This is a genomic window from Streptomyces sp. NPDC048295 (assembly GCF_040652135.1).
In the GTDB taxonomy this organism is placed as follows: Bacteria; Actinomycetota; Actinomycetes; order Streptomycetales; family Streptomycetaceae; genus Streptomyces.
The window spans coordinates 100,339-113,996 of record NZ_JBEZLL010000027.1; the positions used below are offsets into that span (position 1 = coordinate 100,339).

13 protein-coding genes are annotated in these 13,658 nt (G+C 71.0%); 10 read left to right on the forward strand and 3 right to left on the reverse strand.

The genetic code is table 11. From position 1 onward, the window contains the following. The first annotated feature begins 31 nt into the window (after positions 1 to 31). Positions 32 to 1,030 carry a TAXI family TRAP transporter solute-binding subunit gene (locus AB0D53_RS32130; RefSeq protein ID WP_362452669.1) on the forward strand — a complete coding sequence of 333 codons (999 nt, stop codon included), beginning with the start codon at positions 32 to 34 and terminating at the stop codon, positions 1,028 to 1,030. A gap of 24 nt (positions 1,031 to 1,054) precedes the next feature. On the opposite strand, the gene AB0D53_RS32135 is transcribed toward AB0D53_RS32130, so the two are convergent. Continuing rightward, entirely contained in the window at positions 1,055 to 2,449 is a 1,395-nt protein-coding gene (locus AB0D53_RS32135; RefSeq protein WP_362452670.1) for a HAMP domain-containing sensor histidine kinase, read from the reverse strand. A 15-nt stretch (positions 2,450 to 2,464) separates the two neighbouring features. Next, complete coding sequence (locus tag AB0D53_RS32140) at positions 2,465 to 3,157, reverse strand: response regulator transcription factor (RefSeq protein WP_362452671.1); 693 nt, start codon at positions 3,155 to 3,157, stop codon at positions 2,465 to 2,467. A gap of 357 nt (positions 3,158 to 3,514) precedes the next feature. Here AB0D53_RS32140 and AB0D53_RS32145 point away from each other — a divergent pair, with 357 nt between their 5' ends. The 8 genes from AB0D53_RS32145 (at position 3,515) to AB0D53_RS32180 (ending at position 9,877) form a co-directional block, all read left to right on the forward strand. Beyond that, on the forward strand, positions 3,515 to 4,300 hold the full coding sequence (locus AB0D53_RS32145) for an amino acid ABC transporter ATP-binding protein (protein ID WP_329819298.1): 786 nt from the start codon (positions 3,515 to 3,517) through the stop codon (positions 4,298 to 4,300). 69 nt (positions 4,301 to 4,369) lie between these two features. Next, entirely contained in the window at positions 4,370 to 5,206 is an 837-nt protein-coding gene (locus AB0D53_RS32150; protein WP_362452672.1) for a glutamate ABC transporter substrate-binding protein, read from the forward strand. A gap of 75 nt (positions 5,207 to 5,281) precedes the next feature. Beyond that, positions 5,282 to 5,947: an amino acid ABC transporter permease gene (locus AB0D53_RS32155; protein WP_362452674.1), complete on the forward strand. Its 666-nt coding sequence runs from the start codon at positions 5,282 to 5,284 to the stop codon at positions 5,945 to 5,947. Then, positions 5,944 to 6,840 (forward strand): amino acid ABC transporter permease, encoded by an 897-nt coding sequence (locus AB0D53_RS32160; RefSeq protein WP_362452675.1) that lies wholly within the window; start codon positions 5,944 to 5,946, stop codon positions 6,838 to 6,840. Before AB0D53_RS32155 ends, AB0D53_RS32160 begins: the two co-directional genes overlap by 4 nt. Before the next feature lie 245 nt (positions 6,841 to 7,085). Continuing rightward, positions 7,086 to 8,699, forward strand: coding sequence for an FAD-dependent monooxygenase (locus AB0D53_RS32165; RefSeq protein ID WP_362452676.1), 1,614 nt, complete (start codon positions 7,086 to 7,088; stop codon positions 8,697 to 8,699). A 47-nt stretch (positions 8,700 to 8,746) separates the two neighbouring features. Beyond that, the gene (locus AB0D53_RS32170; RefSeq protein ID WP_309544753.1) at positions 8,747 to 8,818 is read left to right on the forward strand and encodes a putative leader peptide; all 72 of its coding nucleotides are present in this window, start codon (positions 8,747 to 8,749) and stop codon (positions 8,816 to 8,818) included. A gap of 133 nt (positions 8,819 to 8,951) precedes the next feature. Beyond that, the gene (locus AB0D53_RS32175; protein ID WP_362452717.1) at positions 8,952 to 9,473 is read left to right on the forward strand and encodes a cysteine dioxygenase; all 522 of its coding nucleotides are present in this window, start codon (positions 8,952 to 8,954) and stop codon (positions 9,471 to 9,473) included. After that, positions 9,470 to 9,877, forward strand: coding sequence for a rhodanese-like domain-containing protein (locus AB0D53_RS32180; RefSeq protein WP_362452677.1), 408 nt, complete (start codon positions 9,470 to 9,472; stop codon positions 9,875 to 9,877). The genes AB0D53_RS32175 and AB0D53_RS32180 overlap by 4 nt, the downstream gene beginning before the upstream one ends. Positions 9,878 to 10,081: 204 nt before the next feature. Here AB0D53_RS32180 and AB0D53_RS32185 read toward each other — a convergent pair whose 3' ends face one another. Continuing rightward, a complete protein-coding gene (locus tag AB0D53_RS32185; protein WP_362452678.1) occupies positions 10,082 to 12,622 on the reverse strand; it encodes an FtsX-like permease family protein in 2,541 nt (846 codons plus the stop codon). Between the two features lie 301 nt (positions 12,623 to 12,923). Between AB0D53_RS32185 and AB0D53_RS32190 the strand changes: the two genes are divergently transcribed. Further along, positions 12,924 to 13,586 (forward strand): hypothetical protein, encoded by a 663-nt coding sequence (locus AB0D53_RS32190; protein ID WP_362452679.1) that lies wholly within the window; start codon positions 12,924 to 12,926, stop codon positions 13,584 to 13,586. Positions 13,587 to 13,658: the final 72 nt, after the last annotated feature.

Consider the following 13,658-nt stretch of genomic DNA (forward strand, 5'->3'; position numbering starts at 1 on the left):
ATCGCCGGAGCGGGCTGGCAGGATCGCCGCCATGCTCCAGGCACTCTCCCGTATCGGCCGGCGACGCGTTCTTCAGGCGTGCGCCGCCGTCGCCGTCGTGCTCGGGCTGCTGCTGTGGTGGCTGCTGCCGCTCGGGGAGCCGGTGCCGACCGGAACGCTGACCTTCAGCACCGGTGTGCGCAGCGGGGTCTACCAGCGCTACGGCGAGCGGCTCAAGGGGGACCTGGCCAGGGATCTGCCCAAGGTGTCGATACGGCTCCGGACCAGTGAGGGTTCGCAGCAGAACATCGCACGGGTGGCGACCGGGAAGGCCGACTTCACCATCGCCACCACCGATGCCCTCGCCACCTATCTGCACGGCGGCAAGCCCGGCGCCGGCCGGCTGCGGGGCTGTGTGCGGCTGTACGACGACTACATCCAGCTGGTCGTGCCCCGCGACTCGGAGATACGGAAGGTCTCGGATCTGCGCGGAAAGCGCGTCGGGGTGGGGCAGCGCGGTTCGGGCGTACGCCTGGTCGCCGACCGGCTGATGACGGCCGCGGGTCTCGATCCCACCGACGACGTGAAACCGGTCCCCGCCGGTATCGACACCATGCCGAAGCAGCTGGAGGACGACCGGCTCGACGCCTTCTTCTGGTCCGGCGGGCTGCCCACGTCCGCCGTGCAGGAGTTGTCGGACCGGTTCGCGATCCGGCTGGTGCCGTTGGAGGCTTCGCTGGTCAAGGAGCTCCAGGCGGCGGGCGGGTCTGCCCGCTACTACCGTTCGGCGATGATGCCCGCCGACGCCTACCGCAACGCGCAGCAGGGCCAGGCGGTGCCGACGGTCGCGGTCGCCAATGTGCTGGTGACCACGGACCGTTCGGACCCGGCGCTGACGGAGGCGTTCACCCGGACCGTGATCGACAGCCGGGACCGGATCGGGCGCGAGGTGCACGCGGCCCAGCTGGTGGATCTGCGTACGGCGATCTACACCGATCCGCTGCCGCTGCACGAGGGGGCCAGCCGCTACTACCGCTCGGTCAAGCCCTGACCGTTCTTCCCCGTCGGGCCGCACTCAGCCCTGCGGGCCGTTGCGCGGCACCGAGACCGTCACCCGCAGCCCGTGCGGCTCGTGGGCCGCGTAGCCCAGGGAGCCGCCGCCGGCCGCCAGGAGCGCCTGCGAGATGGAGAGCCCGAGGCCGGAGCCCCGGATGTTCTGATGCTGGGTGCTGCGCCAGAAGCGGTCGCCGATGCGTTCCATCTCCGCCGCCGTGAGGCCCGGCCCGCGGTCGGCGACGACGACCGTGACGTGGTCGGGGCCGGAGGCGACCGTGACGACGACCTCTTCCTCGGCCGGGGTGAACTTCAGGGCGTTGTCGATGATCGCGTCCAGGGCGCTCGACAGTGCGATGGGGTCCGCCCAGGCGGTCACGGCGGACGGGCCGTCCGCCCTGAGCCGTACCCCCTTCTCCTCGGCGAGCGGCCGCCAGGACGCGACGCGCTCCGCGGTGAGCGCGCCGATGTCCGTGAGCCGGAGATCGGCCGCGGCGTGTTCGGCCAGCGCCAGGTCGAGCAGGTCGTCGAGGACCTGCGCGAGACGCTTGCCCTCCGTGCGCACGGAGGCGATCTCCTCGTTGCCCTCGGGAAGTTCCAGCGCGAGGAGCTCGATCCGCAGCAGCAGCGCGGCGAGGGGGTTGCGCAGCTGGTGCGAGGCGTCGGCGACGAAGGCACGCTGCTGCTCCAGCACGTCCTCGACGTTGTCGGCCATCTCGTTGAACGACCGGGCCAGGCGCCGCAGTTCCGGCGGCCCGCCGGAAGCCGCGACCCGGGACCTCATCCGCCCGCTGGCGATGTCGTGGGTGGCGGCGTCCAGGGTCCGTACGGGCAGCAGCACCCAGCCGGTGAGGCGGATCGCGGCGCCGACCGCGACCAGCATCGCGACCGCTTCGCCGGCCGCGATCAGCAGCCAGCCGCGCAGCGTGCGCGCGCGCATCTCCCCGGTGGGCGAGTCGAGAACGACGACGGCGACCACGTCGCCGTCCCGTACGACGGGTGAGGCGACGACGACCCTGCCGTCCTGCCACGGCCAGACCTGCGGCGGATCATGGCTGCGCCGGCCGAGCAGGGCCTCCTTGAACGCCTCGCGCCCCTCCCCCTCGATCGGGAGCTGCCAGGCAGCGGGCGCCTTCGCCATGGCGCTGTCGTCGCGGTAGAAGACCCCGGCGCGGATGCCGTACACCGACGCGTAGGTGTCGAGCTCGCTGCGCAGGGTGCGCCGGCGCTCGTCGTAACCGGCCGCCCGCTCGGTGATGAACTGGGCGAGGGCGGCGAAGCGCGCCGTGTCGTCGATGCGGTCGATGACGACGCGTTGCTGCTGGGCCGCCGCCACACTGACGGCCAGCGGGAAGCCGAGGGCGAGCAGCACGCCCGCCATGAGAATGATGAGCAGGGGAAGCAGCCGGGTGCGCACCTGGGACGTACGCCTCTACGCGGACGGGGCGACGAGCCGGTAGCCGACCCCGCGCACCGTCTCGATCAGTGCGGGCAGCCGCAGCTTGGAGCGCAGTGAGGCGACGTGCACTTCGAGGGTGCGGCCCGTGCCCTCCCAGCTGGTACGCCACACCTCGCTGATGATCTGTTCCCGGCGGAACACCACTCCGGGGCGCTGGGCGAGCAGCGCGAGCAGATCGAACTCCTTGCGGGTGAGCTGGACTTCGGCCCCGTCGACGCTGACCCGGCGGGTCGGCAGCTCGATGTGGACGTGCCCGAGGCGCAGTGCGGCGACGGGCGTGGGCACGGTGTCCTCGCCGGTCGTCTTGCGCCGGCTGACGGCGTGGATACGGGCGAGGAGTTCACCGGTGTCGTAGGGCTTGACCACGTAGTCGTCGGCGCCGAGGTTGAGGCCGTGGATGCGCGACCGGACGTCGGCGCGCGCGGTCACCATGATCACCGGGGTGGAGGTGCGCTTGCGGATCTTCCCGCACACCTCGTAGCCGTCCTGGTCGGGCAGGCCGAGGTCGAGGAGCACGACACCGAACGGCTCCATGTCCGCGGGCAGCAAGGCCTGCAGCGCCTCCTCGCCGCTGCGCGCGTGCACGACCCGGAAGCCGTGCCGGGCCAGGATGGCGGAGAGGGCGGCGGCGACGTGGTTGTCGTCCTCGACGAGCAGCAGTCTCATGGCCTCCCTCTCCGGTTCTCCGACGGTTTCGATCGTGCGGTGCCGGTACGCGTCGGCAGAAGTTTCGGTGCGGTCTCTCGTACGCTCCCCGTCACTTCCCCGTACCGAGGCGTTTCACGTCATGGCGTACCAGGGCATCCACTCCGATGAGGGGCAGGTCAGTCAAGGCCCGCCCGCCGCATCCGGCCATCTGTTATCCACCCGGTACGCCGCAGGCGTCACACCCCGCACCCCCTTCACACGGAGTGTCCGGTTGCCGCCGGATCGTTATCCTCAATTTCCGCTCAGATGTAATGACGCTGGTAGCACCGCGTCACTAGGGTCCTTCCCAACCGAGGAGGACGGAGCAAAAAGCCGATGAGCGGAGTTTCAGTGACCAAGGGTGCCGAGGACGCCGCGCCTGCGGCGGACGACCTTGTCGTGCTGAGCAACGTCAACAAGCACTTCGGCGCGCTGCATGTGCTCCAGGACATCGACCTGACCATCGCCCGTGGCGAGGTCGTGGTCGTCATCGGGCCCTCCGGGTCCGGGAAGTCCACGCTGTGCCGCACGATCAACCGCTTGGAGACGATCGACTCGGGCGCCATCTCGATCGACGGCAAGCCGCTGCCCGAGGAGGGCAGGGAGCTGGCCAGGCTGCGTGCCGACGTCGGCATGGTCTTCCAGTCGTTCAACCTCTTCTCGCACAAGACGGTGCTCGAGAACGTGATGCTGGGCCAGATCAAGGTCCGCAGGACGGACAAGAAGTCCGCCGAGGACAAGGCCCGTTCACTGCTCGACCGGGTGGGTGTGGCGACGCAGGCCGACAAGTACCCCGCCCAGCTCTCCGGCGGTCAGCAGCAACGCGTGGCCATCGCACGGGCGTTGGCGATGGACCCGAAGGTGATCCTCTTCGACGAGCCGACATCCGCGCTCGACCCGGAGATGATCAACGAGGTGCTGGAGGTCATGCAGCAGCTCGCCCGGGACGGAATGACGATGGTCGTCGTCACCCATGAGATGGGCTTCGCGCGCTCGGCCGCGAACCGGGTGGTCTTCATGGCCGACGGAAAGATCGTCGAAGAGGCCACGCCCGACCAGTTCTTCAGCAACCCGCGCAGTGACCGGGCCAAGGACTTCCTGTCGAAGATCCTTCACCACTGATTGATCCTGCAGCGCCGGGCCCCGGACCGGCTGATCACTCACATCGCGTCAACTCTAGGGAAAAACACCATGCAGCTTCGTAAGGTCACCGCCGCCTCGGCCGCCGTGCTCGCCCTCGCCGTCACCGCCACCGCCTGTGGTTCCGACAAGTCGGACGGCGGCTCGGGCGACGGCAAGAAGATCACCATCGGCATCAAGATCGACCAGCCGGGCATCGGTCTGAAGACCCCGGACGGCAAGTACGCCGGCTTCGACGTCGATGTCGCCACGTACGTCGCCAAGGAACTCGGCTACGACGCCAAGGACATCGTCTTCAAGGAGACCAAGAGCGCCGACCGCGAGACGGCGATCGAGCGCGGAGACGTGAAGTTCATCGCCGCCTCCTACTCGATCAACGACGAGCGCCTGAAGAAGGTCGACTTCGCGGGTCCGTACCTGCTGGCCCACCAGGACATCCTGGTCCGCGCCGACGACGACTCGATCAAGTCGCCGGCCGACCTGAACAACAAGAAGCTGTGTTCGGTCGCCGGCTCGACCTCGGCGCAGAACGTCAAGGACAAGCTGGCGCCGAAGGCCGACCTCCAGACGTACGGCGGCTACTCGGAGTGCCTGACCGGCCTGGAGAACAAGGTCATCGACGCGCTGACCACCGACGACAGCATCCTGGCGGGCTACGCCTCGCAGCAGAACTTCCAGGGCAAGTTCAAGCTGGCCGGCTTCAAGATGACCAACGAGAACTACGGCATCGGCCTGAAGAAGGGCGACGCCGACCTCAAGAAGAAGATCGACGCCGCGCTCACCAAGATGGTCTCGGACGGTTCCTGGGACAAGGCCGTGAAGGACAACTTCGGCCCGGCGAACTACAAGAACGAGCCCGCCCCGAAGATCGGCAACATCGTCAAGTGAAGCAGGGCTGACCGGGCGCGCCGTCCGTGAACGACGGCGCGCCGTGCCCTCCTACACGCGGAAGCGCGGGAGATCGTGTTCGACTTTCTTGAAGGTTACGACCTGCTGGGGGCCTTCTGGGTGACGGTGCAGCTCACCGTCTACTCCGCCCTCGGCTCCCTCATATGGGGAACGCTGCTGGCCGGCATGAAGGTCAGCCCGGTCCCCCTGATGCGCGGCTTCGCCACCGCGTACGTGAACGTGGTCCGGAACATTCCACTGACCGTGATCATCGTGTTCTCGTCGCTGGGCCTGTACCAGACGCTGGGCATCGCGCTCGGTGCCGATGCCACCGAAGACATCAACTTCCGGCTGGCCGTTCTCGCCCTGGCCGCCTACACGGCCGCCTTCGTCTGCGAGGCGCTGCGCTCCGGCATCAACACGGTGCCGGTCGGCCAGGCCGAGGCGGCACGCGCACTCGGGCTGAGCTTCACGCAGGTACTGCGGCTGATCATCCTTCCTCAGGCGTTCCGTGCGGTGGTCAACCCGTTGTCCAACGTACTGATCGCACTGACGAAGAACACCACGGTCGCCTCCGCGATCGGTGTCGTCGAGGCCTCCTACCTGATGAAGGAGATGATCGAGGCCGAGGCCCAGCTGATCCTCATCGCACTGGTCTTCGCGTTCGGCTTCGTCGTCCTGACCCTCCCGACCGGCCTGATCCTCGGCTGGGTGAGCAAGAAGGTGGCGGTGAAGCGATGAGTTCCGTCCTCTACGACGCCCAGGGACCCCGCGCCAAGCAGCGCAACATCCTCTACACCGTGCTGTTCGTGCTGTGCGCCGCGGCCGTGGTGTGGTGGGTGTACAACGGCCTGGCCGAGAAGCACCAGCTCGACTGGATCAAGTGGAAGCCCTTCTTCACCAGTCCCCAGCCGTGGGAGACGTACATCTGGCCGGGCCTCCAGAACACGCTCAAGGCGGCGTTCTTCGCCCTGATCATCGCGCTGCCGCTCGGCGCCCTGTTCGGGATCGGCAGGCTCTCGGACCACCGCTGGGTGCGGATGCCGGCCGGCTTCGTCGTGGAGCTCTTCCGCGCCGTCCCGGTACTGATCCTGATGATCACCGCGAACGCGGTGTACGCGGAGTACACCACCATCGACACCGATGTGCGTCCGCTGTACGCCGTGGTGACCGGACTCGTGCTGTACAACTTCTCGGTCCTCGCCGAGATCGTGCGGGCCGGAATCGAGACCTTGCCGAAGGGCCAGGCGGAGGCGGCCAAGGCGCTCGGCATGCGCAAGAGCCAGATCATGCTGTCCGTGCTGCTGCCGCAGGCGGTGACGGCCATGCTGCCGGCGATCGTCAGCCAGCTCGTCGTCATCGTGAAGGACACCGCGCTCGGCGGCGCCATGATGACCTTCCCCGAGCTGCTGGCGTCGGTCCGCCCGATGAGCGCGAACTACGGCGCCAACACCATCGCGTGCTTCACCATCGTGGCCGTGATCTTCGTCGCGCTGAACTTCGCGCTCACCTCCTTCGCGAGCTGGCTGGAGCGGTGGCTCCGGCGCAACAAGAAGAACAAGGGCACCGTCCCCGGGGGCGCACCGGAGTCCATCGGTACGCCGTCGCTCGTCGTCGACGACGGACGCGCCTGACGGTTCGTCGTAATGCGTTCCTGAGGGGCGGTGGCAGATGAGCCACCGCCCCTCATCGCTCTTTGGTGTCGCTTGACGCAAGCACCGGCAGTAGGTTGCATACGTTCTGTGATCGCGCCCCCTGCCCCCGCCGCCACACTTCCTCCGCCGCCTGCCCCCGTTCCGAGCCGCGCGCTCGTACCGTCCGCGTCCTCGGCACCGTTCACGTCCCCGGCCTCGTTCGCACGGATTCGAGGAGCCGCCCCGTGGACCCGGTGATCGTCGTCGGCGCCGGGCCTGTCGGTCTGGCGCTGTCGCTCGCCCTGGCGGCGCAGGGCGTTCCCTCCGTCCTGCTCGACGAGGACCCGGGCAAGGACGAGACCCGCCCCGCCCGCACCGTGGTGCTGCGCGAGGACACCGCGGCCATGGTGGAGCGGCTGGGGTGCAAGGCGCTCCGGCACGAGGGGATGCGGTGGTCCGGGTGGCGGTCGATGCGGCGCAGGCAGCTGGTGCGTGAGCTGCCGCTCGGCGAGGACTCCCCCGAGGGCGATCCGTCGTCGGCCCCCGTCCATCTGCCGCAGCACGTCCTGGCGCGCGGGCTGCGGGACGCGGTGGCCGCGCAGGAGCTGGTGCGGGTGGCCCCGTACAGCCGGATCGACACGCTGGAGCAGGACCCCACCGGCGTCACCGTGCACACCAGGGAGCCGAACGCGACCTGGTGGCGGGGGAGTTATCTGGTGGGCTGCGACGGTGCCAGGTCCACCGTGCGCAAGCTGCTCGACATCCGGTTCCCCGGCCGTACGGCGGTGGAGCGGCATGCCGTCGCGGCGCTGCGGACCGAGCTTCCCTGGCCCGGGCAGGCCGTGCTGCACCGGCTGCCGCCGTGGCGCACCGGGGGCGCCGAGGTGACGGCGCGTCCACTGCCGGACGGCGTCTGGCGGCTGGACTGGCTGCTGCCGCCGCGCGGCGAGCTGGTCACCCCGGACGCCCTGATCACCCGGGTCCGGGACACCCTGGCGGGCTGGTGCGGCGAGACACCTCCGTACGAGCTGCTGGACACGGGCGTGTACACGCTGCATCACCGGCTCGCCCTGCGCTGGCGGGTCGACCGGGCCTTCCTGGCCGGGGACGCCGCGCATCTGCTGGGTGCGCTGGGCACCCAGGGCCTCGACGAGGGGCTGCGGGACGCCGAGAACCTGGCCTGGAAGCTCGCCCAGGACTGGCACCACGGAGCCTCCGACGTGCTGCTCGACAGCTACCAGGCCGAGCGCAGGGCCGCGGTCGCCTCACGGCTGCGCGCCGCGGACCAGTCGCTGCCGATACTGCGTGGCGGCAAGGGGCTGCGGACCCTGGTCCCGGGGAGCGCACGGGGGCACGATTCGCTGCTCACCGACGGACATCTGGGCTGTGGCCCCCTCGGTGCGCCCCCCTCGTACTCGCATTCGCCCCTTGCGCCCCCACGCGCCGAGGCGCACACATCTGTGGGTACGCCCCCCGGTGCGCCGGTGGCCGATGTGCGGGTGACGGCACCCGACGGCACGACCGCCCGGCTCCGGGAGCGGCTGGGGCGGGGGAATCTGCTGGTGGTCCTGGTGGCGCCCGGAACAGGGGTGTGGGACCGGCGTCACTGGATGACCGCCGGTGTCATGCCCCGCCTCGCCGCGGCCGTCGACGCGCTGCCGGTGAAGGGGGAGCTGCTGGTGACCGAGAGCTACCCGGGGGCGTCGGCCCACACCGTGCTGCTGGTCCGACCGGACGGGCACCTCGTGGCGTCGTTCGGCGGGGTACGGCCCCGGGAGCTCTTCGCGGCGGCGGAGGCGGTCCGGGGCGGGGCGGTGCGCGCCGCCGTACGTTCCGACCAGACTGCGGGCATCAATTGACCGCTGCGGACGCACATGGTCTACTCCGAACCGTGACCGACACCGATGTGCGCCTGTGGCGGAGGGTCCATATGGACCTCGTCCGCTATGCGGGCTGCGTGTGTCGGCCGTCCTGCTGAATCGCCTTCCCCTGCCCCGCCGTGCGCGCTGCCGCACGGGCGGGCATCCGCGCGAACCTTCAGGACGGTCTCCGTGTCCACCCCTGCCTCACTTCCCGTACCCACGCCTGCGCCCGAGTCCGGGGCCGCCTCCGTGAACACGTCTCCCTCCGTCGGCGGTTCCGGTCCGACGGCTGCGGAACTCCTCGAATTCGTCCGCCGTGTCGCCGCCGACGCCGGGATCGTCGCCTCGCTCCCCCTCGATCCCGAGGGCCGTACCTGGATCCAGCTGGACGGCCCCGGCGGCAGCGAGGCCTGGCTGATCGGCTGGCCGCCGGGCACCGGCACCGGCTGGCACGACCACGCCGACTCGATCGGCGCCTTCACCACCGCGGCCGGCGCCCTCAAGGAGCTGTCGCTGGCCGCCCGGCTGCCCACCGACGGCTGGAAGACCCTCGAACTCACCGAAGGCATCGACCGGTCCCGGGAGTTGGCCACCGGCCAGGGCCGCGCGTTCGGCCGCCACCACGTCCACGAGGTGCTGAACGAGTCCGCCACGGAGCACGCCGTCTCCGTCCACGCGTACTACCCGCCGTTGCCGCGGATCCGGCGCTACAGCCGTACCGGCGACCTGCTCCGCCTCGAACAGGTCGAACGGCCGGAGGACTGGCAGTGAGTGCCGGCGAACGGAGCGGTGAGGAGCGGGTCGGGATCGACGAGCTGCTGGACCGGGTCCGGACGGGGTTCGTCAGGGTCGGTCCTCAGGAGGCGGCGGCCGCCGCCGCGGACGGTGCGCTGCTGGTGGACATCCGTTACTCGGAGCTGCGGGAGCGGGACGGGCTGATCCCGGGGGCGCTGGTCGTCGAGCGCAACGAGCTGGAGTGGCGGCTCGACCCGTGGGGAAGCCACCGGGTCCCGCAGGCCGTGAGCCACGATCTGCGGATCGTGGTGGTCTGCAACGAGGGTTACGCGTCGAGCCTCGCGGTCGCGTCCTTGCGGCAGTTGGGGCTGGACCGGGCGACGGACCTGATCGGCGGGTTCCAGGCGTGGCGTGCCGCGGGGCTGCCGGTCGAGGTCTGAACGGACGGGGCCCGGTGTGCCGGGGACGGACCGATTCCGGGCCGGGCACGGGCCAGGGACGGGTCGGTTCCGGGCCAGGGACGGGTCGGTTCCGGGCCAGGGACGGGTCGGTTCCGGGCCAGGGATGGGCCGTTTCCGGGCCGGGCACGGGCCGGTTCCGGGGGCCTGTCGAAGGGCCCCGGAACCGGATTCCGTCGGAGGAGGTCACTGCCTGGACGTGGCCGCCTCCACCGGCCGGATCCTGAGTGCGAGTCTTCCGGGCAGCGCGGTGGCGGCCAGCGCGAGCAGCGCGGCGGCGCCCACCACCGTCGCGTACAGCAGTGGCATGACCGTGGGTGCCGCGCTGCCGGTCATGCCGATACTGAAGGCGGTCAGCACGGACAGCGCGATTCCGCTGCCGAGGGCCGCGGCGATCAGCAGCACCGACAGGGCCTCGGCACGGAGCATCCTCAGGACCTGCCGCCGGGTCGCGCCGGCCAGCCTGAGCATGGCGAACTCCCGGAAGCGCTCGGACACGGACATGGCGAGGGTGTTGACGACCGCGATGGCGGTGAAGGCCAGGATCAGGCCCATGGCGAGGTAGTTGACCGCCGCGTTCTCCTGCTGCCGGTCCGCCTGGAGCCGGTCGGCGGTCTGCGGTGACATGACGGAGACGCCGGGGAACCGCTCGACCGCGGCGGTGAGTTCGTCACGGCTGCCGGACCCGGCGACCAGGACGGTGGCGGCGAGCGGGTTGTCCATGTGGCGGGCCAGCAGGTCGTGGGGCAGCGTCAGGTCGCCGAAGCCCAGCCCGCGACGGTAGACGGCGGCGACGGTGAGAGTCGCGGGGGTGCCGTCGCCGAGGTGGAGCCTGAGCACGCTGCCGGGGCGGAGGCCGAGCCGATCGGCGGCGAGTTCGCTGATCGCGGCGGTGTCGCGGCCTCGGGTGAAGGCGGTGAGCGATCCGCTCGTGACGTCCGGGTCCCAGGTGCGGGTGAGACCGGCCTGTGTGACGCCCTGGGCCTGGTACTTGTCGAGGCCGACGCGCACAGTGGTCCGCACGACCTCCGTGGCGGCCGTGACATCCGGAGCCCTGCGGATTGCCCCGGCAGCCTCGGACGGGACACCCGGTCCCTGCGCGGCCAGCACCCAGGTGGCACGGACGCCGTCGCGGGCCTGGGCGCGGGCGGCGTCCCCGAGGGTCGGCTGGACGAAGAGGACCGTGCAGGTCATCCCGATGAGCAGGGTGAGCGGGGTGACGACGGAAGCCATCCGGGCTGAGTTCCCGCGGATGTTCACGGTCGCGAGAGGGCCCCCCGGACCCGCCGGCCGCAGTACCCCCGCGAGCAGCACGGACGCGAACCTCACCAGGTACGGTCCCAGCAGTGACACGGCCGTGGCCGATACGACGACGGCGAGGAACGTGACCGGCGTCGCGGCGGCCTCGGTACGCAGCACGCTCAGTACGCCGACAAGAGCGGCTCCGCCCGCGAGCAGGACCAGACCCGCCACGGTCCGGCCCCGCGCCGGGCCCCGCTCGACGGTGGACTCGGCCATGGCCTCGGCGGGCCGGATGCGGGCGATACGGCGGCCGGAGATCCTTGCCGCCGCCCAGGCGCCGGCAAGGGTGACGGCGAGCGCCGCGCAGGCCGGGAAGATGCCCGCGGTGCGTTGCAGAGTGACCGGAATCGCACCCATGTCGATGAATCGACCGTGCAGCCAGCCGGCGAGGGGCAGTCCGGCGAGCGCGCCGAGAACACCGGCCACGGCTCCGACGGCCAGGGCCTCACGGCCGAGGAGACGGCGGATCTGGCGTGGGGTGGCGGCGATGGCGCGGAGCAGGGCCAGTTCGCGGTGGCGCTGCTGGATGGAGAGGGCGAAGGTGCCGACCACGACGAGGATCGCGACCAGGAGGGACGTGCCGCCCATGGCGCCGCCCATGGAGACCAGCTTGATCCGGGCGCCCGCGGCGTCCAGGAATTCGACGGGGCCCCGGGCCTCGCCGGTGGCGACCTGGGCGGAGGTGCCCTTGAGCGCCTGCTCGACCCGGTGCTTCAGCTGCGCGAGGTCGGTGCCGGGCGCGGGTGTCACGCCGAGAGCGGTTATCCGGCCGGGGCGGGCGGCGAGGTGCTCCGCCTCGGCGGATGAGAAGAAGAGCGAGGTCTGCTGCCGGAGGTCGCTCCGCCCGGCCGGGGCCGCGATGCCGCTGATGCGGTACGGGCGGGGAGCGCTGGTGGACTGGACGACGAGCCGGTCCCCGGGCTTCAGGCCGTTGTCCTCCGCGAGGGCCCGGTCGATCACCACGTCGTCACCGGAAGAGGGGGCACGGCCCGAGACGAGACGGAAGGGGGTGAGCGGGGCGGATGCCCAGGAATGGCCGTACGAGGGACGGGACACGGGCCGGTCCACGGGCCGGGCCAGGAAGGTCAGTTCGGGTACGACCTTGCCCACGCCTTCCAGATCACCGACCCGGCCGACGACGGTGGCGGGGAGCCAGGCACGCTCGGCGACCGGCTTCGCCTTGTGCTTGACCTTGGTCTTTCCCTTGCCCTTGTGCTTGACCGTGGTGCGGTGGACGTTCTGGTCGGCGGAGACCACGAGCGGCGCGGCGGCATAGCGCTCGGTGGCGATCCTTCCGCGCAGGCCGGTCTCCAGCAGCGTGCCGCAGGCGGTGATCAGGGCGGCGGCGCACAGGAGAGCCAGGAAGGCGCCGAGGAACCCGCCCTTGCGGTCCCGGATCGTCTGTAAGGCATAGCGCAGCATCATCGTGCGTCCGTCCCTCTTCTGTGGTCGCGCTTCGGCATCACGGTCGGTGGCGGCGCCGGAGTCCCGGGCGGGGCCGGGTGTGCGGCTGCTCCGTCATGCGTCACACAGTGCTCTGTGCATGGGTGCCCGCGCACTGGAGCGTGCCCGTGTGTTCGGGAGGGGGGCTGCCCCCGTATGCCGCCGTCAGTTCCCCCGAATCCGCCCCGACACACCCGAACGCCACGCTCCGGTGGAGCGATCCCCGTAGCCGACGGACATTCACCTCAACGCCAAGGACCGATGTGACGGAGGCCTCGCACCCATGCCGACCCCCACCCTCACCCCCGACCAGTTGGACGCCCAGGCCGCTCGTCTCCATGACACCGAGGCATGGCAGCGGATCATCACCGGCTGGGAGGCAACGGCCCCCGACCCCGTACGGCAGTCCTCGCCCGCCCCGGTGCTGCCGTCCTCCCCCGGCGCCGCAGAGCAATGGCCCGACCGTCGACCCGCCGACTGGCGCGATCTGCTGTCCGTGCCGGTCGACCAGCTCATCGCCGACTCCGTCCGCGCCCTGCCCGCGACCGCGCCGCGCGAACGGCCGCTTCCCGGGCGCCTGGGCGCGGTCCTCCCGGACCGGCTCCACTCCTGGCGCCGCATCGGCCAGCCCGATGTGCGGCCCTCCACGCATCTCGCCCACGCCCGGCAGATCCTGACCGAATGGGGCTGGCAGAACACCCCGTACCGGCTCCGCAACGCCCGCGGCGCACGATGCGTCTGCGGCGCCCTCGTCACCGCACACCGGCTGGGCTACGGCTCCCTCGCCACCGTGGACCGGGCCGGCGCCTGGCTCGTCGCCGAGCTCCGCTCCCGGGGCTGGACCGGGCTGATCGGGCCCTGGAACCGCTGCCCCGGCCGCACCGCCGCGGATGCGCTCGCCCTGATCGACGCCACCATCATCCGCGCCGCCCGCGCCGGGCAGTGATCACCGCGCCTCCCCCGCGGCCCGCCCGACCCCGGCGGCCGCACCCGAGGCACTGCCCCGCCACACGGCTCT

Excerpts from the sequence above, each read along its gene's own strand:
- AB0D53_RS32185 (WP_362452678.1), bottom strand. The coding sequence starts at position 12,622 with ATGATGCTGCGCTATGCCTTACAGACGATCCGGGACCGCAAGGGCGGG.
- AB0D53_RS32145 (WP_329819298.1), top strand. The coding sequence starts at position 3,515 with ATGAGCGGAGTTTCAGTGACCAAGGGTGCCGAGGACGCCGCGCCTGCG.
- AB0D53_RS32160 (WP_362452675.1), top strand. The coding sequence starts at position 5,944 with ATGAGTTCCGTCCTCTACGACGCCCAGGGACCCCGCGCCAAGCAGCGC.
- AB0D53_RS32140 (WP_362452671.1), bottom strand. The coding sequence starts at position 3,157 with ATGAGACTGCTGCTCGTCGAGGACGACAACCACGTCGCCGCCGCCCTC.
- AB0D53_RS32150 (WP_362452672.1), top strand. The coding sequence starts at position 4,370 with ATGCAGCTTCGTAAGGTCACCGCCGCCTCGGCCGCCGTGCTCGCCCTC.
- AB0D53_RS32130 (WP_362452669.1), top strand. The coding sequence starts at position 32 with ATGCTCCAGGCACTCTCCCGTATCGGCCGGCGACGCGTTCTTCAGGCG.
- AB0D53_RS32190 (WP_362452679.1), top strand. The coding sequence starts at position 12,924 with ATGCCGACCCCCACCCTCACCCCCGACCAGTTGGACGCCCAGGCCGCT.